This window comes from Pseudomonas asplenii (assembly GCF_900105475.1).
In the GTDB taxonomy this organism is placed as follows: domain Bacteria; phylum Pseudomonadota; class Gammaproteobacteria; order Pseudomonadales; family Pseudomonadaceae; genus Aquipseudomonas; species Aquipseudomonas asplenii.
In genome coordinates, this window is the sequence record NZ_LT629777.1 from 4,146,761 (window position 1) to 4,171,659 (window position 24,899).

19 protein-coding genes are annotated in these 24,899 nt (G+C 50.9%); 9 read left to right on the forward strand and 10 right to left on the reverse strand.

The window, feature by feature from the left end:
* Window positions 1-316 precede the first annotated feature (316 nt).
* The 6 genes from drt3b to BLU37_RS29345 all read right to left on the reverse strand — a co-directional run bounded on the left by drt3b (window position 317) and on the right by BLU37_RS29345 (window position 7,997).
* Complete coding sequence (gene drt3b / locus BLU37_RS19120; protein ID WP_172833036.1) at window positions 317-2,380, reverse strand: antiviral reverse transcriptase Drt3b; 2,064 nt, start codon at window positions 2,378-2,380, stop codon at window positions 317-319.
* Window positions 2,313-3,539, reverse strand: coding sequence for an antiviral reverse transcriptase Drt3a (gene drt3a, locus BLU37_RS19125; protein ID WP_090207633.1), 1,227 nt, complete (start codon window positions 3,537-3,539; stop codon window positions 2,313-2,315). Before drt3a ends, drt3b begins: the two co-directional genes overlap by 68 nt.
* Complete coding sequence (locus BLU37_RS29070; protein ID WP_157696389.1) at window positions 3,533-4,003, reverse strand: SLATT domain-containing protein; 471 nt, start codon at window positions 4,001-4,003, stop codon at window positions 3,533-3,535. The genes drt3a and BLU37_RS29070 overlap by 7 nt, the downstream gene beginning before the upstream one ends.
* 57 nt (window positions 4,004-4,060) lie before the next feature.
* Window positions 4,061-5,572 (reverse strand): IS66 family transposase, encoded by a 1,512-nt coding sequence (tnpC, locus tag BLU37_RS19130; protein ID WP_090202057.1) that lies wholly within the window; start codon window positions 5,570-5,572, stop codon window positions 4,061-4,063.
* An 18-nt stretch (window positions 5,573-5,590) separates the two neighbouring features.
* The gene (gene tnpB, locus BLU37_RS19135) at window positions 5,591-5,950 is read right to left on the reverse strand and encodes an IS66 family insertion sequence element accessory protein TnpB (protein WP_004883347.1); all 360 of its coding nucleotides are present in this window, start codon (window positions 5,948-5,950) and stop codon (window positions 5,591-5,593) included.
* 388 nt (window positions 5,951-6,338) lie between these two features.
* Window positions 6,339-7,997, reverse strand: a complete 1,659-nt coding sequence (locus BLU37_RS29345; protein ID WP_197678397.1) for a hypothetical protein — start codon at window positions 7,995-7,997, stop codon at window positions 6,339-6,341.
* Window positions 7,998-8,332: 335 nt separating this feature from the next.
* On the opposite strand from BLU37_RS29345, the gene BLU37_RS19145 reads away from it, so the two are divergent.
* The 4 genes from BLU37_RS19145 to BLU37_RS19160 all read left to right on the forward strand — a co-directional run bounded on the left by BLU37_RS19145 (window position 8,333) and on the right by BLU37_RS19160 (window position 10,336).
* A complete protein-coding gene (locus BLU37_RS19145) occupies window positions 8,333-8,608 on the forward strand; it encodes a metal/formaldehyde-sensitive transcriptional repressor (protein WP_010453050.1) in 276 nt (91 codons plus the stop codon).
* A 7-nt stretch (window positions 8,609-8,615) separates the two neighbouring features.
* Complete coding sequence (gene dmeF / locus BLU37_RS19150) at window positions 8,616-9,548, forward strand: CDF family Co(II)/Ni(II) efflux transporter DmeF (protein ID WP_090207635.1); 933 nt, start codon at window positions 8,616-8,618, stop codon at window positions 9,546-9,548.
* A gap of 67 nt (window positions 9,549-9,615) precedes the next feature.
* Window positions 9,616-9,804 carry a DUF1289 domain-containing protein gene (locus BLU37_RS19155; RefSeq protein ID WP_010453054.1) on the forward strand — a complete coding sequence of 63 codons (189 nt, stop codon included), beginning with the start codon at window positions 9,616-9,618 and terminating at the stop codon, window positions 9,802-9,804.
* A gap of 94 nt (window positions 9,805-9,898) precedes the next feature.
* Window positions 9,899-10,336, forward strand: a complete 438-nt coding sequence (locus BLU37_RS19160) for a YqaA family protein (protein ID WP_010453055.1) — start codon at window positions 9,899-9,901, stop codon at window positions 10,334-10,336.
* Between the two features lie 58 nt (window positions 10,337-10,394).
* On the opposite strand, the gene BLU37_RS19165 is transcribed toward BLU37_RS19160, so the two are convergent.
* Window positions 10,395-11,141 (reverse strand): sulfite exporter TauE/SafE family protein, encoded by a 747-nt coding sequence (locus BLU37_RS19165; RefSeq protein ID WP_090207637.1) that lies wholly within the window; start codon window positions 11,139-11,141, stop codon window positions 10,395-10,397.
* A gap of 436 nt (window positions 11,142-11,577) precedes the next feature.
* Between BLU37_RS19165 and BLU37_RS19170 the strand changes: the two genes are divergently transcribed.
* Window positions 11,578-11,937, forward strand: coding sequence for a DUF3742 family protein (locus BLU37_RS19170; RefSeq protein WP_090207639.1), 360 nt, complete (start codon window positions 11,578-11,580; stop codon window positions 11,935-11,937).
* Between the two features lie 10 nt (window positions 11,938-11,947).
* Here BLU37_RS19170 and BLU37_RS19175 read toward each other — a convergent pair whose 3' ends face one another.
* The 3 genes from BLU37_RS19175 to BLU37_RS29075 form a co-directional block, all read right to left on the reverse strand.
* Window positions 11,948-13,468, reverse strand: coding sequence for a conjugal transfer protein TraG N-terminal domain-containing protein (locus BLU37_RS19175; RefSeq protein WP_090207642.1), 1,521 nt, complete (start codon window positions 13,466-13,468; stop codon window positions 11,948-11,950).
* On the reverse strand, window positions 13,465-13,818 hold the full coding sequence (locus tag BLU37_RS19180; RefSeq protein WP_010453061.1) for a hypothetical protein: 354 nt from the start codon (window positions 13,816-13,818) through the stop codon (window positions 13,465-13,467). The genes BLU37_RS19175 and BLU37_RS19180 overlap by 4 nt, the downstream gene beginning before the upstream one ends.
* 401 nt (window positions 13,819-14,219) lie before the next feature.
* Window positions 14,220-14,372, reverse strand: a complete 153-nt coding sequence (locus BLU37_RS29075; protein ID WP_157696390.1) for a hypothetical protein — start codon at window positions 14,370-14,372, stop codon at window positions 14,220-14,222.
* A gap of 286 nt (window positions 14,373-14,658) precedes the next feature.
* Between BLU37_RS29075 and BLU37_RS19185 the strand changes: the two genes are divergently transcribed.
* The 4 genes from BLU37_RS19185 (at window position 14,659) to BLU37_RS19200 (ending at window position 24,787) form a co-directional block, all read left to right on the forward strand.
* A complete protein-coding gene (locus BLU37_RS19185) occupies window positions 14,659-16,812 on the forward strand; it encodes a type I secretion system permease/ATPase (RefSeq protein WP_090207644.1) in 2,154 nt (717 codons plus the stop codon).
* Window positions 16,799-18,220, forward strand: a complete 1,422-nt coding sequence (locus BLU37_RS19190; protein ID WP_157696391.1) for an HlyD family type I secretion periplasmic adaptor subunit — start codon at window positions 16,799-16,801, stop codon at window positions 18,218-18,220. The genes BLU37_RS19185 and BLU37_RS19190 overlap by 14 nt, the downstream gene beginning before the upstream one ends.
* An 80-nt stretch (window positions 18,221-18,300) precedes the next feature.
* Complete coding sequence (locus BLU37_RS19195; RefSeq protein WP_090207650.1) at window positions 18,301-18,954, forward strand: hypothetical protein; 654 nt, start codon at window positions 18,301-18,303, stop codon at window positions 18,952-18,954.
* Window positions 18,955-18,964: 10 nt separating this feature from the next.
* On the forward strand, window positions 18,965-24,787 hold the full coding sequence (locus tag BLU37_RS19200; RefSeq protein ID WP_090207652.1) for a matrixin family metalloprotease: 5,823 nt from the start codon (window positions 18,965-18,967) through the stop codon (window positions 24,785-24,787).
* The last annotated feature ends 112 nt before the right edge of the window (window positions 24,788-24,899 follow it).

Sequence of the window (24,899 nt, forward strand, 5' to 3'; positions counted from 1 at the left end):
GACTATCTGAAGGGACATCATCGCATGGCGACCTGTTAATGTAAGCTCACGAAAGGTTATGCAGCTATAGTCAAATTTGCATGCTAGCGGCACCGTCTACGAAGATAATTTTCGTGCGGAGCGCTAGTAATAATTCACCAGAATAGCTAAACTTACCAGTTTATTTTCATAAGGTAGGGTATAGGGAAGAGGCAGGCGCTGAGGTAAAGTTATTGGTGTGTGTCCGGCATAAATGCCGGAATCATCATGGGAGAAACAGCCTCGCATGGGTATTTAGCTCTTGACCTGTAAGCACGCCTGCAGTGGTATTTTGACATTACTCGTACGCTGTTTTCAACTCTTTTTTCTGAAGAAGCCTTTCGATCTTAATCCCCGCCTCACTCCAATCTATAAACCAGTCGTGCTGAAAAATTGCTTTATATTCTCTTTTTAGCTCTGATGACGTTGGACGTCTGCCAAACTCAGTCTGAAAAGAGCAGTTTATCATTCGTGACTTAAATTCTCTATCTAGATACGGGCAGCGTACTAAGTCCAATAATATGTGTGATGATTCTGAGTATATAGATGCTCTTTGGGTTTTTAATGTTTTTATGATAATGCATTTCAGTTTTGTTTTAAGGTCGCCATAAATTGAATTGTTTTTTATATAGAACAAGACTGATACTATCTGGAAGTAGTTGGTGTTCTTAATTTTTTCAGTAGGTTCATTGAATATGAATTTTGAAATGTCTTCGGCTGAAACTAAGTCTTCTTCTCCAGATATTTCCCTCAGGGCAATAAGGAGGTTGATAACTTCTACTCCTGAAGAGATCCTGTCAGCTCTCTTGTTTTTCATGGTAAATATTACTTCGTCTTGTATTTTTTTTACTATCTCATCGCCGTATGCAGGGTTCATTAACTTTGCGATTCTACAGCAGATTATAGAGATTTGACTAACCAGAAATGTGCTTCTGACTCTAACGTCCATCGAATACACAAAAAAAGTCACATCGATAATTACTAATAGAAATTTTAGAACATTTTCTTGTTGTTTTTCATCCAGTGCGGCGCTATATCCATGCACCTCATGGGTTTTGTTTTTTATGACCGTAAAAAAATAGCCGGTAATGTTTTCAAATTCAATTTCATTACTTCGAACGATGGCCTTGATGTCTCGTATAAGTCTATTTGAAACGACTCCAGGGCCTTTGAAATATTTAATAAAGGTTATTTTCTCTTCGGGTTGGTCAGTATGGTTATCTGTACCTTCTGTCGCCTCGGCGTCTGAGGGTACGCTTTTTTTGGATTCGTCAAAGGTATCAAATAGCGCCGAAAAGATATCTTGTATATCTTTCTTTGCCATTGTAATTCCAGTAAGAAATGGAGCTCTATGTCGCGAAATCTTTGATTCGTTGAGGTATAACTTTGATTTTTCTAATGAGTCCTGAAACTCACTGAGTATGTGCTCGCCGATCTTGTCGTCATTGTAGAATAAAAAGTAGTCATCTACATAACGCCTTATGTCATAACTGCCCTGAAGATGAAGGTTTTCTTGAAATACATTTTTATCTACATTTTGGAGTATTATCTCGGCAAAAATTCTACTAAATTCTGGCCCTATCACTAGGCCGTCATTCCGACCAAAATTTGCAGATTCCATTAGTTTGGAGAATTTGTTTTCGAAGTTACTCTTTCCGAAGTTTTCCTTATGGTAGATTTCGTTTTTGACCGCCTCTCCAAGTCTTTTGGTTGAAATATTATCAAAGCATTTGGATATGTCGAACTTTAAAAGTTTTTTGAATTTCTTTTCTAGTCTATGAAATTCATACGAATCATAGAATTTGTATAAGAATGCATATTTTTTATATAGGAAAAAAGAACTTGCATATTTGAATTGTACAGCCATTGCTTCATCTACGTTGGCTTCAGTTCCTTCGTCTTTTATTGAATTGTCACGTAAGGTATTATCTGGTTCGTAATACCACGTTGCCACCTCAGCAGGCGCGCGCAAACTAAATTCACTCCTGGCAGTAAGTCCACACATCAAACTGCTGTAAGTTTTATAAAAGTCCACAAAATCTTGTTGGCTGGAAGGGTGTATAAGATGAAGTGTTCTATAACTTGAGGAACTCTTAACAATTTTGTAGGTGAACGGGTGTGTTTCTTTGCCTGGCTTCAGTATTTCGCCTAGAAGACCTTCAGTCTGTTGTTCAGTTGATCTTGAATAGAAGCCTTCGTTTGTTAGGAGAATTGGAACCTCGTACGGAAGAACCTCTGTGAGGAGCACTCGGCGATAATTAGATTTATAAACTCTTTTGAGTCTTACCTCTTTCTTATGGCTTCTCATATCCACTTTCTCTTTTCCAGCATTCCTTGATGTTTGTGAACTCAGTTTTGGCAATTGCGTAAACCATCCGCTGATTGAAACCTTTGCTGAAACTTATACCTTGCGTTGCAATGCAGGCTTCTCGCATACATCTTGAACCAACAGCTCTAAATATACTGCCTCGTTTAGAACGGCATAGCTTCATTAAGTATGTGTCAAGGTCTTTTATTTGTTGGGGGTCGGATAAATTTTTGTTGTTGTAGTAGAAGCCAGCCATCAAGCCTTGTGATGTGTTGTCTGTTCTCGATGGCTCTCGAATTAGATAGTTGCCTGTAATGAATTTTAAACGAAGGCAGAGTAAGTTTGTATCATTGTTTTTAGCGAGATCTAGAAATGATAAGGCAATGCGTGTTTTTATTTTTCTTATTCTGTTTTTTGAAATTCGTATTATAGGCGTTGAGGTCTGATCGAGTACGTGTTCATAACCCAAAAAGTTGAGGCGCTGAACCTTATTGAATACATGCTCTGAATGTATTTTTTTTATTTTTTTATGATTTATGTCTAGCTCGAGGGTTTTAAGTTTTTTTTCAACTTTTTCTAGAATTTCATCGCTCTGTGTATGGCAAAAAACTATAAAATCGTCAACGTATCTCGCATAATAATAGACCCCTTCCAATGCTCTAACATATCTATCGAATTCGCGGATATACAATTCCGAGAGTGAGGCGCTTATGCTGATGCCTCTTGGGAGTCCACGCGTGCCCGACACTGTAGGGCAGGAGAAGACCTGTCTTATGATTCTTCTATTTTGGTATGAAAGAATTCGGTTGGACTCAACTTTAGATATAACTATTTCTCTGGGGATTGATTCATAAAACCCCTTGATATCTCCTTTTATTATGGTGTAGTGGCTAGTGTCTGAGATTAAAGAGCTTATTTGCCTGGTTATAGTGTCCCGGTCCGCTTGTTTGACTTTGTATATTCGTCCTAATATTTTATTGACACGCCTCAGGCTGTATACGCTTTCTAGTGATTGTGGTTTGAAGATTTTCTTTCCTTTTTTTATATAAAAAGAAAGACTGGAGAAGTCGCATCCTTCATTTAATATATTTTTTGCCACTAGATCAAGCTTTTCTAGATAGTCACTGCGCTTCCTGCCAAGCTTGAATCTGATAACGTCTTTAATTGATGTTAATCGTAATAAGCTTTTCCCGGTAAAGTTCTGATCTAGCAAGGTGTGGCCCCTTTAATTGCTAGGTAAATTCCGAGGGACATCCAACCAACTGACATTCCAGACATTAGCAAATAGAAGTAGTAAAGCAGCCCGCGGCCAATCAAGCTAGCAACTAGCTCTGCTAGCGGCTTTGGAAGTAGTTTAGATTTTATAGTTCTTATGTGCTCTATGTTCAAATCCATTTTGCTATGATTTTCGTGTTTGGCAATTATCTTGGCATAACGTTTTGCGTAATTTTTAAAGTTTTCTGCAGAGGGGGTGAATGTGCTATCTTCAATATCGTATTTTAATAATTTTTTAAAGTGATTTAGCGCTTGAGCGCACTCATGGATTTTTTCTGCGCGTGTGCCATATTTTGCACCAGAAACCAAGATAGATAACGCTAGCATTATGATAGGAAGACAGTTCTGTCCGATGTTTATGTAGATTTCGTCTTTCCCGAGATTTGTGCTGTACAAAGCCACGATGAAAGATACGTAAGCGCTCCATAAACCCCACTTGGCTAAAGATAGGTAAAGCGCTTAGCTGTGAAGTCGAGGTTCGCAGTTCCACGGCAGCAAGGCTTCGTAATCCTCAACCGAAGTCGCCGTTGGCAGGCGTTCCAGTGCGTGGCGCAGCCACGCATAAGGCTCTTGGCCGTTGGCTTTGGCAGTCTCGACCAAGCTGTAAAGTTGAGCACTGGCCGTCGCGCCCTTGGGCGTGTCGCTAAACAGCCAGTTCTTTCTTCCGATCACGAAGGGGCGGATCGCGCGTTCTGCCGCGTTGTTGTCCATCGGCAAATACCCTTCCTCGACGTATCGCTCCAGCTTGCTCCAGTTACTTGCGAGGTAACTGATGGCTTTGCCCAAGGCATTCTGAGCGGTGACCTGGGGCTGCGTCTTTTCGATCCAGCTTTTCAACTGAGCCAGTATCGGCAGGCTATGTTCGTGACGGCCGATTTTACGATCAGCGTCGCTACTGGCCTTCAAGTCGCGTTCGATCCCATACAGCTTGTTGATCAGATTCAGCGCGATATCCGCACGTCCCGTTTTACCTTTGGGCTGCACTTTCTGTGCTTCAACAAACTTGCGTCGCGCATGCGCCCAGCAGCCTAGACGCTCAACTCCGTCCTGCGCGCCCAAGGCATTGTAACCGGCGTAGTCATCGGTCATCACGTAACCGCGATAACCTTCGAGCAGGCGCGTTGGCACCTCCTGCGCACGGCTGGTGGAGTAGTCAAAAAGGATGACCGGCCTATCCGGTGGGCCGCCGGTTTGCACCCACATCCAGGATTGGCTGCTCGGTTCTCGATCTGGTTCTTTCAGCACTTGCACGCGCGTTTCGTCGCAGTGGATGACGCGGCTTTCCAGTAGCCGGTCGCGCATCAAATTCAGCAGCGGCTGAAAGTGTTCGCCGCACTGGATCACCCAGCGAGCCAAAGTCTGGCGCGGGATATCAATACCGTAGCGACCCAACACTTTTTCAAATCGATGAAGCGGTAAACCGTCAACGTATTTGGTAGTCAGCAACATCGCCAAAACGCTGGGGCTGGCCATGCTTTTTTCAATCAGTTGAGCAGGCTTGTCCGCAGTGACTGGGGCGGCTTCGCATTCACGGCAACCGTAGATCTTGCGCACATGCTTGATCACGCGGATCTGCATTGGCACGATCTCAAGCTGCTCGCTGATTTCCTCACCAATGCTGTGTTTACGGCAACCGCAGGCGCAGGTCAGTTCGTGCTCGGGCAGTTCGTGGATGACTTCGATGCGCGGCAGATCGGCAGGCAGCGGCTTGCGCTTGCCACGGCGCTTGGCGGGGGCGACAACCTCTTCTTCAGCGTTTTCGTCGATAGCTTCGACGACGCTTTCGGCTTCGTTGAAGAGCGCCAACTGCGGTGTGGCCGGATCGGCTGTTTGCTCGGACTTGCGTCCGAACAAGCGCTGGCGCAGCAATGCGTTCTCTTCTTCTAGAAAACCGACCCGCGACTGCATCTTCGCAAGCATTTGCTTGAGCAGTTGGAGATCGTCGGGAAGGTTGTCGGGCATGGATTTCATGCCCTGGATTATACCGAATCAGGCCACGAATCGCGGCGTCAAAACCTGATGGGGACGGTTACGCCAGAGGTCAAAACCGTCGAGCAGCCAGTTCAGTTCCTGGACGGTGAGGACAATCGCCTCGTCGGTGGCATCGGGCGATGTTTTGAATCGCTCTGATTCCAGGCGTTTGAGCCAAAGGCAGAAGCCGTTGCGCTCCCAGTACAAGATTTTCACTCGGTTGCGCGGCTTGTTGAGGAAAACGAAAAGTACCGGGTCGAACACGGCAACCTTGATATCCAGTTCGACCAGCGCAGCCAGTCCGTCGATGGATTTTCGAAAGTCTACAGGTTTGGGGTAGAGGTACACTTTTTCGACTTTGGCGTCGGGTCGCATCATGGCGCACGGGCTCCTGAGAGTATCGGGAGCCCAGCATCCCGCGTTAGCTTAGTGCTTTGAATGTGGGGTTTATGGAGCGCTTACAAAGATACAACTATTAATGCTGTAGAGGTCGATATTAAGGCAACATTTGAAGCACCCTCTAAACTGTTTAGCCTTCTATATGAGTTAAAACGGTAGTCTGCCGTGCAACTGACCGAGCTATGGAGTTTTTCGTATGGTACTAAATTTTTTTGAGTAATAAACCACCCCCTTACATGACATGTGATTCTGGCGATTGCTATTTTTCTAAGCCCTACAATGCACCCCGACAGCTAAGAACAGCAGGGTGCGGTTGCTTTTGATCTTGATTGAATCGGCTAGCGGGTTCTTCTTTCTGGCGATACCCTTATAGTGATAGAGCATTCAGCTCGTCTTTATAAGGCATTTTTGACGAATACAAATTATGGAATGCTTTTCCAATGGCGCCAGAGAAAAGAATTAACTCTGGGTTGTTGGTTCCACCCATGAGAATGTGGGTCATTGCTATTCCAGGGTATGGATCTATGTAGTAAATCTCTTTTACTCCGAGTTGATATGCTTTTTTTGCGCAAAGTTCACAGGGGCTTGCGGTTGTAAATAATTTTCCGTGTTCTATGCCTCTGCCGCCATATTTTGATAGCTGTAGAAAAGCATTCTCTTCTGCATGTAGCGAGCGAGTGTGTACTTGATTTTTTTCACCGATCAAGTCGTTGTACTCACTTTTAAAACAATATGAGATATTTCTTCCTGTATTTTCTATTTTTTTGTAGTTTTTACTCTCTTTGGTGAATCTGGTAATGTATTTGACGTCGGTTTTCTCATATTCGGAGTATGCTTCTTGGTCATGACCATTAACTAGGTCAAATCTATTTCTCAAGCTGCAAGGTACTTGCCCAAAAGGTGTGTCATTCCATCCTACGGACTGGACTGAAAAATTTTTATCCGTTACTACAGCACCGACTTGTCTAGAAATACAGCCTGAATTCAGTTTTGCGGTGTAAGCAATTTGCATGCATCTTTCTAATGGTGACGGTGTAACTAATCCAGGGCGAATCATCAGGCAAACGAAGGTTATCACCTGATTTGCTAGTAAACTGAAATGTGAAACCGTATTGCTTGAGTTTGGATTACTAATATATAAGTCGGAACGTTGTAAGCAAGCTTGGATGTCCTGCTTTATATATGTTGACTTTTCGGTTAGCTTTCTATCGCCGTACTCTTCGCTATCCATCTCTTTTATCTGGTTGTCCGTGTATCCCAGTGCCCTAAGTCTAGTTTTACGCTGCTCATCTTCACAGGAGACCGCCATCAAATAAAATGATGAGTATCTATCTTGGAAATAGATTGCTTCGAATGGGTTTCTGATAGCATCTATCACTATGAATGTTCTTTCGCCTTTGTTTCTAGCCTTGCGTATGTCTTTGATTATTTTGTTAATTTTTTCGGCCAAAGAAAAGAAATTTCCCCCAATTACTTCGTGTGAAGTTGGGTCTCCAGAATTTCTGACATTGTTTCCTATCGTTTGGAATAGAGAGACATAGCCAGCGCCGCCGATTTTTCTTTTTAGTTCGTTATTTTGATTTGGTAGGAATTCTGTGTAAAAAAGCCTCAGGGAGTTAATGTCCTGTAGGTTTAGATCGTTGTGCGAGTCTTTTATTGTTTTAATCGTATCTATTATTGCTTTTTGCAGTTCGATGGTTAGCTCTGCTACGCTTCCTATAAATCTTGCAGCTTCTTCAACGTTTTTTTCACTAAGCAGTAGTGTTAAGATTGAACTGGCTTGTATTGATATGAAAGGGGTCCATGTTTTTTCAAAGCATTTGTATATTATTTTTTGTTTTCTTTGGCTGTTATTGTTTGGTGTGTTCCCTTTGTATAAGGAATGCTTTATATGTTCTTGCTCTTTTGAAAGGATGCTCGCCACGGTTGAACAACCGCTACCTGTTTGCCCAGTCAGTCCGATTATTATGAAGTCGTCTTTATCACCATAAATTTTTGAAATGGTATCTTCAAAATAAGTTGTCATGTTTAACATCCTTGTACTGGGGCGACTGGAGTACCATAGGTGTTGATGGGGCGATATGCCACTATTTTTTTGATGATATCGACTGGAAAGGGGCGGATCTATTTTCTCTTGAAGCCCAGCGAAGCGTTGACCCGCAGCAGGACCTTGGGGGAGGGCGCTACCGCTGACGACTGTCGTCACCTTCACCGTGACTCTGATCACCTGTTTCGAGGTCATGCGTCACATCAGTAATCCCCGTCCCTGATGCAAACCAGCCGATCGCCCCCAACTGACCCTTGCCAACCCCTGGACCCGGGCGGCATCATATCCTTCGATATAGGGTAGGGGGGTATGCTATGAGTCACATCAAATCCAACAAGGACGATCTGCTCAAGCGGGTCAAACGCATCGCCGGCCAGGTTCAGGCCATCGAGCGGGCGTTGGAAGGGGATGCCGACTGCGCCAAGACCCTGCACCTGGTGGCCGCCACCCGTGGGGCGATCAATGGGCTGCTTGACGAGATCATCGAAGACCACGCCCGCGAGCACGTCGCGAAGGCGGGGCTGACCGACGAAGAGCGCACGCAAGGCGTTGAAGAGCTGCTTGAAGCCATTCGCCGTTATTCGAAGTGAGGCAGACATGAATACTACGCATAACGGGCATGCCCACGACTTCCTCGGCGCCGGCCACGATGACAACGCCAGGCGCACGCTTTGGGTGGTGATCCTCACGGTCGTGATGATGGTGGGTGAGATTGCCGCCGGTTACATCACCGGCTCCATGGCCTTGCTGGCTGACGGCTTTCACATGGCGACCCATGCCGGGGCGCTGGGGATCGCGGCGGCGGCGTACGCCTTTGCGCGCAAGCATTCCGGGAATACCGCCTACAGCTTCGGTACCGGCAAGGTGGGCGACCTCGGCGGCTTCGCCTCGGCGCTGATTCTCGGGTTGATTTCGCTGGGCATCGGCATCGAGTCGGTCATGCGCTTGCTCGAACCGACCCAGGTCCAGTTCGGGACCGCCACGCTGATTGCGGTTATCGGCCTGATCGTGAACATTGTCAGTGCGCTGCTGCTGGCTGGCGGTGTTGGTCATGATCACGGACACGGCCACGATCATGGATATGGTCACCATCATCACGGGCACGCCCACGGCGAAGACAACAACCTGCGCTCCGCTTATGTCCACGTGTTGGCCGACGCGGTGACTTCGGTGCTGGCCATCGTTGCGCTGCTGGCCGGTCAGTACCTCGGTTGGGTCTGGCTGGATCCAATCATGGGCATCGTCGGCGCCGTGGTCATTGCGCGCTGGGCCTGGACGTTGATGCAGGACACCGCTTCGGTGCTGCTGGACAAGACCGACGAGCACGTGGCCGAGGAGATCCGGGAACTGCTCGATCAGTCTGGAACGCTCAGGATCACCGACTTGCATGTCTGGCGGGTTGGCCCGCAGGCACGTGCCGCCATCGTCAGTGTGCTGGGCTCCACGGAATTGTCGGCCGATGACGTTCGCACGGCGTTGGCGCCGGTCCATGAAGTGACCCATCTCACGGTTGAATACCGGGTAGCCTGAGCTTTCAGGCTCCTGCCTTGAGCTGGATAGTCACGACTGAATTGACGGCAAGGGCCGAGTGGTAGACATGGCAAAGGACATTGAAAACCCCTGCGTTTCGCTGTGCCAATTGAACAGCGAAATGTGTGTAAGCTGCGGCCGCACCCGCGAAGAAATCCGTAAATGGCGCGGCATGAAGCGCCCGGAAAAGATGGCGACGGTGCAGAAGGCCAGCGCTCGCATGAAAAGCCTCACCAAGAAGAAAAACAAGCACTAGCCGGTGGCGAAAGGGCGCCGGCTCAGGCCCATCATCCAATCTCTGCGAGGTAGACCCATGCCAGGTTGCAGACCAGGCCTGACGGGCTGACATCATGTGGGAAACAACCGGCTACCTCGGCCTTTTCATTTCGGCGTTCGGCGCCGCGACGCTGTTGCCGCTGCAATCGGAAGCCGTGCTGGTGGCGTTGCTCTGGGCAAAGCAGCATTCGGCTTTTGCCCTGCTGTGTGTCGCCACAGCCGGTAACGTTGCCGGTTCGCTGGTGAACTGGGTGCTCGGACGTTATCTGGAACACTGGCGGGACAAGGCCTGGTTCCCGGTCTCCGACAAACAGCTGGCGCGTGTTCAGAACACCTATCATCGTTATGGCCGATGGTCGCTGCTGCTCAGTTGGGTGCCGGTTATCGGTGATCCGCTGACGGTGGTCGCGGGCCTGATGCGTGAACCCTGGTGGAGCTTCCTGGCGATCGTCACCGTCGCCAAGGCTGCCCGGTATGGCGTGTTGTATCTGATGACGCTGGGGTGGGCATGACGACAGAGGCGTTTCAAGGGGCTGGGTCTGGGCTGTGATCGGTTAAAGCCTTTTCTGCTCACCAGAACAGCATCCTCAATGCCAGCGCGATCACGACGATATTGAAAACGGACTCCATCCATTGGTCGCCTTTCTTTAGCGCAAATTTCGCGCCGGCATTTGCCCCCAAGAGCGTGCCAATAACCAGACAGCAGCCGTACTGCCAGTTCACGATGCCGCTGACACCGAAAATGATGAGTGAGCCCACGGAGAGGACGAGCCCGCCGACTTTGCGGGTGCCTACCGATTCGCTGATGGTTTTTCTGAAAAAGATGATGAATAAATACGTCGAGAGTTTGGCTTGCCCACCGAATAACCCGCCGATCATTCCCACTGGGATGAACAGGAGATAGCCAAACAGACGCCTGAGCGCTGAGGGAGGGGTTTTGTCGCGATGAGGTTTTTTTATAAGGGACAGGGCGACGAGCAGCAATGTCAGCCCGCCAATGACTTTATGCAGCAGTGCGGGATCTATTTGAAGAAGAAGGCTCGCGCCTCCCAAAGCCCCGGCCAACCCCAGTACGGCAGCCGGAATGGCCAGCGCATAATCGACCTTTCCCTGCTGATGAAAGTGGCGCAGGCCGGCAATCATGGTGCCTACCGAGGCCAGGCGCGCGGTGGCGATTGATGACTGAGGCGCAATCCCCAGCCAGATCATCACCGGGACGGTTAAAAACACGCTTCCTCCCGTGTTGGTCCCGATGAATCCCGTGATGATTCCGAGGAAAACCAGACCGGCACCTGTCAACCACTCATGACCCATCATGTTGAAGTGCTCGCCTACGATTCAAGTGCACGGTTTATTCGCTCAAGTAAGCCGGGTCTCTGCAGTGATGGCAATTTCTATTTCGGGAATGGGTGGTCACCTGACGCTTTGCGGTATGGACGAAGCGGTGCTCGCTGATAATCGGGCACCATCTGTCAAAGGGGTCGACCAGTTCTTTTGAAACGAGGCTGTTAGGGGTGATGCTTTCTTTTGGCGGATTATGTGGGGTAGCCGGGTAGGGCTGTCACTGACTCAAGGGAGGAGCGGTGTCTTGCCGCTGGCTGAATGAACCGCACGTTTCTGCTGCTGGATGTCGAATCTACTGCTATTTGGGAAAGGTCCTACGAGTCCTTGGACCGACCCTCTGCCAAGCTGATTTGAGCGTCGTACCGACAAGGTGTACGGCAAGAGCGTTATCAATCACGAGGTCAGAAAAATGGCTGCCAAAGCGAAGAAAAAAGGACTTATCTATCGGCTGGGCTACGTCTATGGCTGGTGCTCCAGGCGCTATCTCAGGTTCGAGGAACCGGTGATTCGCTGGGGGGTGAAGAAAGGTCTGCCCGCCGCGTTGGCGGGCTTGATGAGATGGCTGATACGGCTGTCGTTGGTTGGTGCGTTTTTGCTCTTGGCGTTTTGGGGGGTAATTGTGGTTTTTGGAATTTATGTACTCAAAGAAATATTGAGTTCTGAGTCTGATTTCGGCGCAGAAGAAAATAAGTTTGATGATACAGATTTCTGCCCTGACCGCTTTTCTCCTGATTATATTCATGATCCTAGATTTGATCATAAACCTTAGTTCTAATTTATTACTTTCCAGATAATAACTTGTTTACAGCTTTCTTCAGTGCGTTTGTGCCTGCGCCTCCGTATTGTCGAGCATCGCCCGTTCCATCAGCGAATCCTCGAAGAGCTGATCCAGCATGAAGTCCCGCCCAGCCGAGAGCGGTTATCCAAAATGTTGGCATCACAAGGAACATTGCCCCCATCACAATCCCCAACAAAAAATCAGCCTGCTGATTGTTCAACCCCATCAACGGGTTCAGGTTCGCATGGGGCGAGCCGGACCCGTACAAGGCATCAAAGATGGTGCTGTCCATCCAGCGTGCCAACTGAAACCAGAAGTCGACGAAGATCATCGCGAACTGCACCACTGAAACGGTGATCATCGCCTTCAGGTCATAACTGCCGAGCACCAGCACCAACGGAATGCAGATCACCAGCGCCATTTTCAGAAAGGCCATCACCATCGGCAGCGCCTGGCGCACCACATCCATGGCCGGCATGTTCGTCAGCGTCCCCATCGTCGTACCGACTGCCCCGGTCACACGGGCGGCAGCGTCCGGTATCGAAGACCCGACCCGGCCGCCGTAGTCGGTATAGACCTTGCCCTGGGTCATTTGCTGATTCCTGGGTGACACCACCTGCCGAATGAGCGCCTCATCCACCTTGTCCTTGCTGGTAAAGCTGGCCCACTTGGTGAAGCGCTCTAGTAGGGAGCTGTCCACTTCGGCAAGCACCCGGCTTTTCAATCCCTCCTTGTCGTCACTCCACCATTGCTTACAGGTCGGGTAGCCACCACCGCCGGGCACTTTTGCCAGGCCCGCGTCCCGCACCGGATCGTAGGGCCATTGAGCACGCGGAGTCTTGGAGTGATAGATGTCGTAGAAGCCCTCTTTCTCCAGAAAATACCGCGAACCTATCCAGTTGATGTCGTGGGTCTGCTCCTCGGTCAGGGTCGGTGGTTTCATGAACAGTTTGGCCCGGGAGTAGCCGTAGCAGTCGTTGATGAAGTCGGCCACCTCCTGACCCAGCAGCGGGTTTTTCAGCCGAGTGTTGTTCACCTCCATACGCATCTGTCGCAGATCCGTCCCGCAGGGAATGGCGGCCACGGCGGCGCCGCTGATCGCCTTGGACACCGAATGCACGAAGAACCACCAGAGCGGGACCTTGGCGCTCTGGCCGTTCAGGGTGGTAAAGGATTTCCCCCAGCCGGTGTCCTGGGGCAAGGGCGACTGGTGCTGACATTGCTCCGAGCGGCTCTTGTCGAACTTCAGGGTGCTCAGGCTCACCGTAATGAAGGGCACCCCGGCAAGCATGACTACCGCAGTCGCCAACCACAAACGGTGCTCGATACTGGCAATGGCGGCCAGCGCTGCATCCGCGCCACCGCCTTCTTCGCGCGCCTTGAACCACTCCTGCAGCAGGATGACCAGGAAGGGTAGCGCGAAGAAGCCTGAGTCCATCAGCACGTTCCAGATGCCGTTGCTGACCAGCCAGCCCACCAGGGTCAGGTAGTACTCCAGGTAGTCGTTGGTATAGAGCGTCATACCAATTCCTCCCACAACGCTAAGACCCGCATCAGCTCGATCAGCAGGATGCCGAAGACCGCAGTCACCTCGGCCTTTTTCAATCTGGGGAGAAAGGCTGGCTGAACCCTGAGCGTCCTGCGGCGCAACCCGACCCATCCCCACGCGGCGAGACTGAAGCAGACGATGCGGGCGCTCAGGAAATACCAGTAGTGATGGATCTGCCACGCTTGCCATTCCGCGACGCGCATGAGGGAAAGACCACCGAGGGTCACGAGGCTGCCGACGAGCAGGCTCAGTAGGGCGAGTACCAGGGGCACGAAGAGAATCAGGCCCAGGAGCTTGAGGTGTTTGTGCGTGGCTATGTTCATGGCTTCACCGCAGGTGCCTGGGCACACCTTGGAGAGACGTCGTTATACTCAGCGGCCAGTGGCTGTCCGCAGCGTTGAACCGATGGGCTGAATGCGCTTGAGGTGCCATGCAGGAGGACGGTGTAGAGAGACCTGACACCGCCTGCCCACGGTCGGGCATTTTTCAGCGTGGCAGCAGTTGGGACCGCTGACAGCATGTGTTGACGTTGAGACATGGCGAGGCTCCTGAAAGAGAAGCCTCAAATTCTCCTCAGTGCTTCATCCCATCACAGCAAGAAAACTGGATCGCGGAATGTGCTTTTCGCAAGTCGCGATCATTCGCATGGTGGCGATTCCATCCTGTGCGAGTGAGGGGGCTGCAAGTTGGGTGGCATCGGTCAGGTGTTGCGGCGATGCCGTCCTCAGCATTTTTTCAGGCCGCGTACGACGGGTTTATTGGCGATTGCCCCCCCATTATGGGCATCGGCTAAAAATGACAAGAATTTCATCTTATAAAGTTCGATATTGTCCTTTTCTGATATAGCAACAACCATTCCATTTTTGGGTTTAACCATAAAGTTTCATCTGGCTTTTTCATTCTGAACCGTAGCTGAATGGAAATGTTAAAAACTGTGCTTGAGAGAGAATTCGAAGGAAAAGCCCCGTATTGCCTGATAGAAATATGGCGTTTTGATAACACTTCAAAGCCTGATTAACACAGGGCAGAGGAGGATTTTAATAATCCACTCATTCAGTTGTCGTTCTCATTCAAAAACATTGAAGTGTTGTTAAGTATCGAGTTTGTTACGAAGTCTGGCAGGAATGCTGGTCTAGGGATTTTTTGTGTCAGGAAGCGCATCAATGGACAGGCCCCCACAGTCAGCTGAAACCACCCAGGGCGACAGCGGCATTGCCTCCCTCGTGGTCATTGCTCAACTCTCGGGCGTGGCAGTCAGCGTTGAACGCCTCAGGCACCTGTCCGGGCTCTCCCGGGCGGTCGATACCCTGACCCTGGTGCGCCTGGCCCGACAGATCGACCTCAAGGCCCGCGCCACCACCACTCAGATCAGCCGCCTTGCCCAGACACCGCTCCCGGCCATTGTCGAGATGAGTGATGGCCGATACCTGGTGCTGGCCAAGTGCGTGAACGATCAAGTACTGCTACACGATGAAGTACAGCAGCGGACCTATCAGGTCAGTTTGAGTGACTTCGAAAAAGTCTGGTCCGGTCGTTTGATCCTTGTCACCTCGCGTGCCGTATTGGCGCAAGGCGGTGGAAAGTTTGATCTGTCGTGGTTTATTCCGTCGATCGTCAAGTACCGCAAGCAATTTCTGGAAGTGCTGACCGGGTCATTTTTCTTGCAGTTGTTTGGCCTGGTCTCGCCGTTATTCATGCAGGTGGTCATCGACAAGGTGCTGGTGCACAAGTCGATGTCGACCCTGGATGTTCTGGTGTTTGGGCTGGTCACCATTTCCGTGTTCGAGGCGCTGTTGGGTGGCTTGCGTACCTACGTCTTCAGCCACACCACCAACCGGGTCGACGTCGAACTGGGCGCTCGTCTGTTCAACCACCTGCTGGGGTTACCGTTGGCCTATTTCCAGGCCCGGCGGGTAGGCGACAGCGTGGCGCGGGTGCGTGAGCTGGAAAACATCCGCAACTTCCTCACCGGCAACGCGCTGACGGTGGCGATGGATATGTTCTTCACCCTGGTGTTCTTCGCGGTGATGCTGACGTACTCGCCATGGTTGACCTTGATCGTGTTCATCTCGCTGCCGTGCTACGTCGCCTTGTCGGTGCTGGTGACGCCCGTGCTTAAGGCACGACTCGATGAGAAGTTTCGCCGCAGCTCGGAAAACCAGTCGTTCCTGGTCGAGTCGGTGACCGGCATCGAAACCCTCAAGTCGATGGCCGTCGAACCCCTGATGCAAAGACGTTGGGAGGAGCAACTGGCGGCCTATGTGTCCAGCGCCTTCAAGGCCTCCAGTCTGTCCAGCTCGGCCAATCAGGTGGCGTCGCTGATCAGTAAACTCACCACGGCGGCGCTGTTGTGGTTCGGTGCCCGCTTGGTGATCGGTGGTGATCTGTCGGTCGGTGAGCTGATCGCTTTCAACATGCTCTCCGGTCGCGTCAGCGGGCCCATTCTGCGTCTGGCGCAGCTGTGGCAGGACTTTCAGCAGGTACGGCTGTCCATGGCTCGGCTGGGCGATATCCTCGACAACAAGGCCGAGTCCGGGGTCTCTGCCGGGCAAGCCTCGATGCCGCCGGTCAAAGGCGAAGTGGTCTTCGACCGAGTGGTGTTTCGCTATCGCACCGATGGTCCAGAGATTCTGCGTGGCCTCTCATTGACGGCTCAGGCGGGTAGCGTGATCGGCATCGTCGGCCCCTCGGGATCCGGTAAAAGCACCCTGACCAAATTGATTCAGCGGCTGTACTCGCCCGAGCGCGGGCGGGTGTTGATCGATGGCATGGATCTGTCGGTACTCGACCCGGCGTCACTGCGCCGACAGATCGGCGTGGTCCTGCAGGAGAACATGCTGTTCAAGGGCACGGTGCGCGACAACATTGCGTTCGCCTCACCTGGCATGCCCTTGGAGCAGGTAGTCGAAGCCGCGGAACTGGCTGGGGCCCATGAGTTCATCCTGGAGCTGCCACAGGGCTACGACACCGAACTGGGCGAGCGTGGCAACGGACTGTCCGGCGGGCAAAGACAACGCATTGCCATCGCCCGGGCCCTGGCCACCCAGCCGAAGATCCTGATCTTCGATGAGGCCACCTCGGCGCTAGACGCCGAGTCGGAGTCGATCATCCACGGCAACATGCACCAGATCTGCAAAGGGCGCACGGTGTTCATCATCGCCCATCGCCTGTCCGCCGTGAGGATCGCCCAGCGCATCATCACCGTCGAGAAGGGCGCCATCGTCGAAGAGGGCAGCCACGACGAGTTGCTCGAACAGAACGGCCGCTATGCCTCACTGTGGCGCCATCAGACGGGGCATCTCCATGTCGCTGCTTGATCGCTTCTTCCCGCGCCTGCGGCATTACCGCGACATTGCCCAGGCTGCCCTCGAGGCTGAGAAAGCCCAAGGCAACACCTTGCAACGCCAGCGCGACGAGGTTGAGTTTCTGCCTGCGGCGCTGGAGGTACTCGAAACGCCGGCGTCGCCCATTGGGCGTGGCTTGATGTGGATGTTGATGCTGTTGTTCGCAATCGCCCTGATCTGGTCCATCGTCGGCAAGCTGGATGTGGTGGCCGTGGCCGAGGGCAAGGTGGTGCCCAATGGCAACAGCAAGACCATCCAGCCGCTCGAGGCGGGCATCGTCAAGGCGATCATGGTCGACAACGGCCAGCACGTAACCGAGGGGCAGGCGTTGATCGACCTGGACCCGACCGAGGCCACCGCCGATGTCAGCAAGTCCAGGACGGCGCGGATCGACGCGATGCTGGTGATCAACCGTGCCCAGTCCTTGCTGGATACACAGACGACCAACCGGGCGCCGGTGGTCGCGGTGGTTCAGGACGCGAGCGAGGATCGCCAGCGCGATACCCAGCGCTTTGCCGAGAGTGCGTTTTACGAGCAGCGCAGCAAGCTCACCGGCCTTCGTTCGGAACTACAAAAGCGCACGCAGGAGTTGCAGACCACCCAGCACAAGATCAGCAGCCTGCAGCAAACCCTGCCAATGACTCGGGCCGAGGAAGAGGACTACAAGACCCTGCTGCAGCAAAGCTACGTCCCACGGCATGCCTACCTGGAAAAGATGCAGGCGCGCATCGAGCAGGAGCAGGAGTTGGCCGGGCAGCAGAGCTATGCCAAGGAACTGCAGGCCACCATCCAGGAGCAGCGCGACGATATCGATACGGCGATTGCGCAGTTTCGTCGTGAGCAACTCGACTTGCTCAACCAGGCCCAGCAGCAACTGGCCCAGGACCAGGGTGATGAAACCAAGTCCCGCCAACGGCAGGGTCAAACCCACCTGACCGCTCCGGTGAGTGGGACTGTTCAGGAACTGGCGGTGCACACCATCGGGGGGGTGGTGACCCCAGCCCAAGCCTTACTGGTGATCGTGCCTGACGATGTTGGGTTGGAAGTCGATGTGCAGATTCTCAACCGGGATATTGGCTTTGTCCGTCCGGGGCAGGACGCCGAAATCAAGTTGGATGCCTTTCCATACACCCACTACGGGACGATCGCTGGCAGGGTCATGTCGATCTCTCAGGATGCGGTGAAGGACGACAAGCTGGGACTGGTGTACCCGGCCCGTATTCAGCTTGGGGCGCATGAGATTGTCGATGACGGTAAGCGCATTCAGCTGGAGCCGGGGATGACCAGCTCCGTGGAGATCAAGACCGAGCAGCGACGGATTATCGAATACCTGCTGACGCCGCTGTTGAAGTACGAAAGCGAGGCGTTGAGAGAACGCTAGTTTTTTGCGTGTGCGTGTTTTTGAGTGTGTGAGTCTAACGTGGGTTCTTAGTTTTAACGATTTACCAGAGGAGCAACGTAATGGATTCGCCTGGAATTATAAGATCTGAAGTGGATGTGGATGAGCTGCGATCGCGAGCTCCTTGGTTTCGGACGGGACCTTTCGTGCTTGTGAGTTCTGTTGTTTTTTTTGCATATGCATTGTTGGGCAGCTTTTTTCCAGCCTATAGGATTATTGCGGATAAAGTTGTGAGCCCGCTCATAGACAGTCTGGGTTGGGTCTTTCTTGAGGTGCGGACATCTCCAATGATTGGTGAGCTTGATCCGGTTTATTATCGTAATATCATGGGTTTATGTATTTTTTTTACTGCGTTGTATAATTTATTGTCTCTCCTTTATATGGTTAAGTTTAGAAGGGTTGCCGCTATTAGTTGCGAGGAGGCTCACCGGCGCATGGTGGCTCTCAGAGGGATTAGTGTCAGGAAAGCTTGGGTGTTACTTCATGTTTATGTGTATGTTTTTGTTGTATTGCTTGCTGCGGCCATTACGTTTTCTTTTCTGAATAATATGTTTGGGTGGCTAAGAGTTACAGTTAATAAGGGCGACATATTTTTTGAGTTATTCGTCTGGTTTACATTAATTTTGCCGTCGGGTACGAGCGTTGCGATGTGGTCGATTGTTGGTCAGTACGGGCTGTTTGATGTTAGGAAAATAATAGATTTTATTTCTAAGTGAGGGGTGGGGCATGTCAGAGAAAACGATAGGCGAAATCTTTTGGGGAAAATTCACAGCTACACCCAACGTTTTGGATGCTGTTGGACTAGGCCTCGGCGTCGTTGGGGGGGTTGTCGCACAAGGTGCAAAGTTAGGTGCCGAAATCAAGGTTGGGGAGGAAGCTGCTACTCAGGTCGATAATTCATTTGCCATAAAAGGAGCGATTCCAAGTGTGGCTTATGGTGCATTAAATGATGGCGCGACGGGGCTCTTTAGGGATGTGGCTGCTGCCGCAGGGGGATACTCGGCAGGAGAGGTTGCAGGTGCTGGTACAGCTGTCGTGCTTGGTGTATTAGGCGCCCCTGAATTAATAACAGGCGCTGTGGTAGTTTTTGCAAGTGTTGGTGCGGCCTTTGTGACCGCCCGTGCCATTAGTGCCGGCGTTGATACCTTTAATGAATGGCAGACTGAAGCAGAGCGTAGTGCTCAGCCTATTACAAATACAACCGTCGATGGTTCTTTTGTTACAAACAATCCTGATGGTAGTTGGAGTCTGTCCACCTCCGGAGCGACCTACAGTTATGATAGTGACAACAATCCCGTACGAGTAGTCGATAAGGTTACCGGTGATGTTGTGTCTTACGATAGCGCGACAGGTACTGCATCGGGTTACTCGCCATCGACCGGGTTCTCGCTGTCGGCACAACTGAGCGTTGATGATAATGGCCAAGTGGTGGCTGTAGACCCAACTACTGGAGGGTCTTTAGGAAGCTGGAGTGTAAACTCTCTTGGTGACTTGCAGGTTGCACTCAATGGGACTCAGCTATCGATTCCTGCTAATGGGGGACTAAGCGCTGCTAGCGTTACAAGCTTAAACTCTGACGGTTCGTCCAATGTCACAACGTTTGCAGGTGATGGTAGCGCAACAACAGTATTGCTTGATGCAACCGGCAACGTTGTAAGTACTGTAGTCAATACGCCAAACTCTGCAAATGATGGGTCGTCGACAACTGTTTTTCGTGACGCTCAGGGAGCGTTGATAGGGTACGAAACACTTTCAGCTGCTAGTAGTGATAGTGGTTCAGTTACAACGCTAATGAGCCAATATGGGCAGGATGGACTTTTTTTAGGGACTACTTCCAGTGAAATTAACGCTGATGGTAGTAGTGTTGTTTCAAGTAAGAATGCTATCGGGGAGCTCACCGATTCAGAAGTGATCGAAAGTGATGGTTCGACGCTTAAAACAATTTATAATAGTTTAAGTGACTCAAATTTAACTGATACAATTTCGGCTAATGCAGATGGAACGGTCTATCAGACTGCCTCGACTGTTGCTGGTGATACACCTGATACTTATGTAACGACAACTCTTGATGGCAGTGGTGTCTTGCTTGAGAAAGAGACTCAGTCCAGTGATTCTAGTGGCAGTAGCGATTATCGGGCGTACTATCAGGGCGGTGTCCTAAGCTCTACGAGTTACATTGGGTCGGATGGCTCGCGCACTGATACTCACTATGAGGATCCTGATGATCTTAAAATCATCCAGTCAAGTAGCATGGATCGAAATGGAGATTTGGTCTCACTGTCCTCGACGCAAAAAAATGAAAGCGATGGTAGCTATCTTACCACTACAACAGATCCGAGTGGTCAAACCCTGTCTACGCTTCTTGATCGAACTGATGGAAGCACGACTCAGACAGTTTACAGTGATCCTAATGATAAAAATATTAAAACAGTAATTGAGAATGACGAGCAAGGTGATCTTGTCAGCACTTCCACTACAACAGTGGGCACGGATAGCGATTATCTTACCGTTAGAAAAAAGGGTGATGGAGAAACGACGGGAACGGACAAGACAACCATCACTTATGATGAGCAAGGTGAGAAGCATCAAGAGGTAGAAAGCTACGATGCCAATGGCTTGCCTACTGGCAATATCAATGAAGTGACCTCATCAGACGGCCACGTCAGTGCTGACATCAATGGATCAGGTACTGTCTCAGATTTCAACAATGCTAGCGTAAATGTTGAAGCAGGCAGTACTGCTACGGTTGGCGGTTCTTACAATAACATTACCGCTGATGCCAACGCCACAATCAATCTATCAAAAGACTCGGACTGGGACGTCCTGACAATGATGAAGGATGGCAATGTCATCCTCACCAGTTCGGACGATGATGATGTGCTGACACTGGACGGCACCGGCACTGTCACCATTGCTGACGGCGATGCTGGAGAAGCCATCAGCGCAAGCGGCAGTACCTTTTCACTAGGGCAGAACGTTACAGCGAGCATCAGCGGTGACACCAACAACCTGGTGGGAGCCAACGATACCCTGACGCTATTGGGCGCAGGAGATTCGATCAGTGGTGCGGGCAACACTCTTTCGGCGAACAACGAAAGCTTGTCGATTTCGAATGAACCAGGTGATTTGGCTGACGTTCTCAATGGCGACGGCAATACGGTTACAGCCAGTAACAGTGCGTTTACGTTTGATGGTGCGAATAATCTTGCGCTAGGTGATGGAAACACGGTCGGTCTTGGCGATGATAGCTCCGCTGTTGTGACAGGTCTGAATAACACTGTCAATGTTGGCTCAGACTCCAATGTGATAAGCGATGGAGGCAGTGGCAATGTTATTTTCTCAGGCCCGGGCGATACAGTCCTTATCGGCGACAGTGAAACCAATGACGTAGTCGTGGCTGCCAATAGTCTGATTACACTCGATGGTTCCGGTGAGAGGGTTGTGAGTCGCGGTGGGGATACAATCAATTTAGTGGGGGCTAATGAAAATGTATCTGGACCCTCTGATACAGTTAACTTAGATCCTGATACATCCGAAACGGTTTCAGAGTTTCAGGGGGTGATCAACCTGGGGACAGGGTCTTCTCTAAATGCTACTTTTGGTGGGGAAAATACAGTCAATGCTGCGGGTGACAATACAATAGTACTTGGCTCAAGCGAGGGTGGCGATACGATCTCGGCTTCCAATGACCAGATAACGATCAATGGTTCGGGTAATACGGTTATTGGTTCAGGTAATACCCTGGCTGTTAACGGTGATCTGGTGTCCGTTGACGGTGATAGTAATAGTGTTGAAATGGGGTGGGGCTCATCAGCATCGCTAAATGGTACGCAGAATGCTGTTGATCTGGGGGAGAACTCCAGGTTGACGGATTCTGGGGTGGGAGGAAACTCAATTATCGCTAACGGCGACGATAATGTTGAGGTTACGCTCAATGACGATAACCTCAGCGCAACAGACAGTTCTCTGCAGCTTTCTGGATCAAATAGCTCTGTTTCAGGAGATGGGAATACGTTCAGCATAGATGGGTCTGGCTATACAGTAGCCGGTAGTGACGACGTATTGAATATAAACTATGTTACTGTGACGGCTTCGTTGGCTAATGGCACCATAAATCTTGGTAGCTGGGGTGGCGTGGTCAGTGATAATGGTCATGATAATAATATTAACTCACAGTTCGGTGATCAAGTTGTAACGGGTGCTGGAGAGGTCGGGGACAAAATTACTGCAAATGGCAGTTATTTAATATTGGGCGGCGAGGGAGAATCTGTATCGGGTAGTGTCAATGATATTACCTTGGGCGGCATTGGTCAGTCCGTTTCGGGTTCTTACGATACAGTTGGATTGAACTCCGGTGTTTCTGCAATGGTGTCAGGTGGTTATGAAAATATTAGTTTGGCATCTGGTTCAAGCTTGAGTGATGGCGGTTACTATAATGTAATCAACGCTGCAGCCAATGACGTGCTTGTACTGAGTGCTAGCCGTGACACAGTTAACGCGATGGGTAGTGCGATAAACCTAATTGGTAATTATGCAGAAATTTATGGTGATGATAATACGGTAGTAGTATCTGGTCTTTCGGAAGACTTGGAGGGCAGTAATAATTCCCTTGATCTAGGTGCGGGTTCGAACTCCGTCATGGGAGGCTCCCAGAATACTGCAAGCTTAAGTTCGGGATCTTTTTTGTTTGCGAATGGCGATGGTGGCAATATCATCAATATAGACGGTGCAGGTACTCTTCTTGATGGGGGTGGCTATAGCGGCTCTAATAATGAAAATGGTGATATTGTTAATATATCTGGTGTGGGCAGTATCGTAACTCTAAATGGTTCTGGTGCATCAGTTTTTGGTGATAATGGTGAAATTATTGCTGCTGGGTATAATGAGTCGGTATCGGGTGATAATGATTCGTTAACCGTTTATGGTTCGGCAGTTGCGGAAGCTACGAATAGCACTATGAGCGTCGAGCGTGGTGGTAGCTTGGTGAGCGATGGTGGTGGCTATAATACAATCGCAGTACAGTATTTTGTAGCGGATCCAACCATGATCTCAACACTTGTTGTCGGTGACTCCGAAAATAACGACAACATTACTGCTATTGCCGGCGCAGTTACTCTAGATGGAAATGACGAGGCAGTCACCGGCGGTGACAATATATTAAACATCGCGGGGACCGGCGAAACGGTGATCGGCGATAACGATACTGTTTCCTTAGCAACAGGAAGCTCGGCGAAACTTTCTGAGCTTTTTTCTCAGATTAATTTAGCGTCCGGTGCTAGCTTGAGCTTAGAGGATATCGAAGGAACCGGTGGTAAGGGATACAACACAATCAATGCTGGCAACAATGACACTATTATCATCGGCAGTGGTGAGAGCAATGATACCCTTATAGGATCCGGTGCTCAGATCACATTATCAGGCAGCAATACAAGCCTGACCATTGACGGTAATGACGATAGCATTGCTGCGACAGGCACCAACGACCGGGTCATCGACAACCGCACAGATGGTACCTCTGTACTTTACGACTGGGATGGCAGTGGCGACGAAACCGATACGGTGTACTCAGGTGCTGATGGTTCTGGGGACGTCATAGGCGGTTATGGTTACGAAGGCACCGGGCCTGGGGACGACCTGCCGGGCAGCTACGGCGGCGGGGACGACGGCGGTGGGGGCGATGGTGGCGGATACGGTTTTGCCGGCACACAGTCCTTGGTGTCCTCTCGTGTTGGGTCCAGCATTGGTTCTATCGCGCAATATGACCTGAACCACGGTAATTTCTCCGCAGCCCAATCAGCCGAGGCGGCTCAGCAGCAGGCGGCAAGCATTGCGGCGCTGACACCCACCGCAGGCTCCGGTTCTGCTGTCCTCGAAGGCGCCAAATGGGACCAGCAGGTCATCACCTGGAGCCTGGCAGACAGCTCGGGAACACAGGCGGCCCCGTTCTCCAGCTACATGGGCGCAGCCGAGGCGTCTGCCGTTCAATCGGCCTTCAGCGCCTGGGCCAACGCCATGCCAGGCGTCACGTTCGAAGAAGTGTCTGATTCCTCAAAATCGGATATCCGGATCGGCTTTGGTGATTTCGATACTGCCAATACCGGTGTGGTGGGTTACACCAGCTATCAGGCCAATGCCGGCCAGATGGAAGCAAACGCGATCATCCGGGTCGAGGACACCACGCAGGACGTGCTGACCACTGGCGCCGATGGGCAACAGACCTACGCCGGTACCGATGCCACGCTGTCTCAGGTACTGCAGCATGAAATCGGTCACGCACTGGGCTTTGCTGATAACGCCGATCAGAACTCGGTGATGAACTACCAGCTCACGGCCAGCAACCGTACGTTGGATCAAACGGATCTGGTCGGTATCGGGTCGCTCTATGGCGCGGGTGCCAGTACCGCGCCGGTGGGCGGCAGTGGGGTGAGCCAGTTGATTCAGGCCATGTCCACGTTCAGTGCCGACGGCGGGGTAGCCGACACCACCTTGCTGCCGCCTTCGCTGGCGGACCAGAAAGTCACGCTGAGCGCTTCTTCCCACGCGGCTTGATTGCCGGCCCACGTTACTTTCATCAACCGATAGATACCTCTGACGGCGATCAGCCGCCAGGGGTATCGCCTGTCAGCGCACGGCGATTTCGGCTTGCAGTTCTGAAGCCGCA

Coding starts and splice junctions, on each gene's coding strand:
- dmeF (WP_090207635.1), top strand. CDS start 8,616: ATGAATACTACGCATAACGGGCATGCCCACGACTTCCTCGGCGCCGGC.
- BLU37_RS19200 (WP_090207652.1), top strand. CDS start 18,965: ATGTCAGAGAAAACGATAGGCGAAATCTTTTGGGGAAAATTCACAGCT.
- BLU37_RS19145 (WP_010453050.1), top strand. CDS start 8,333: ATGAGTCACATCAAATCCAACAAGGACGATCTGCTCAAGCGGGTCAAA.
- BLU37_RS19170 (WP_090207639.1), top strand. CDS start 11,578: ATGGCTGCCAAAGCGAAGAAAAAAGGACTTATCTATCGGCTGGGCTAC.
- BLU37_RS19160 (WP_010453055.1), top strand. CDS start 9,899: ATGTGGGAAACAACCGGCTACCTCGGCCTTTTCATTTCGGCGTTCGGC.
- BLU37_RS19165 (WP_090207637.1), bottom strand. CDS start 11,141: ATGATGGGTCATGAGTGGTTGACAGGTGCCGGTCTGGTTTTCCTCGGA.
- BLU37_RS29075 (WP_157696390.1), bottom strand. CDS start 14,372: ATGGTTAAACCCAAAAATGGAATGGTTGTTGCTATATCAGAAAAGGAC.
- BLU37_RS19195 (WP_090207650.1), top strand. CDS start 18,301: ATGGATTCGCCTGGAATTATAAGATCTGAAGTGGATGTGGATGAGCTG.
- BLU37_RS29345 (WP_197678397.1), bottom strand. CDS start 7,997: ATGACAACTTATTTTGAAGATACCATTTCAAAAATTTATGGTGATAAA.
- tnpB (WP_004883347.1), bottom strand. CDS start 5,950: ATGATGCGACCCGACGCCAAAGTCGAAAAAGTGTACCTCTACCCCAAA.
- BLU37_RS19185 (WP_090207644.1), top strand. CDS start 14,659: ATGGACAGGCCCCCACAGTCAGCTGAAACCACCCAGGGCGACAGCGGC.
- BLU37_RS19155 (WP_010453054.1), top strand. CDS start 9,616: ATGGCAAAGGACATTGAAAACCCCTGCGTTTCGCTGTGCCAATTGAAC.
- BLU37_RS19175 (WP_090207642.1), bottom strand. CDS start 13,468: ATGACGCTCTATACCAACGACTACCTGGAGTACTACCTGACCCTGGTG.
- BLU37_RS19180 (WP_010453061.1), bottom strand. CDS start 13,818: ATGAACATAGCCACGCACAAACACCTCAAGCTCCTGGGCCTGATTCTC.
- tnpC (WP_090202057.1), bottom strand. CDS start 5,572: ATGAAATCCATGCCCGACAACCTTCCCGACGATCTCCAACTGCTCAAG.
- BLU37_RS19190 (WP_157696391.1), top strand. CDS start 16,799: ATGTCGCTGCTTGATCGCTTCTTCCCGCGCCTGCGGCATTACCGCGAC.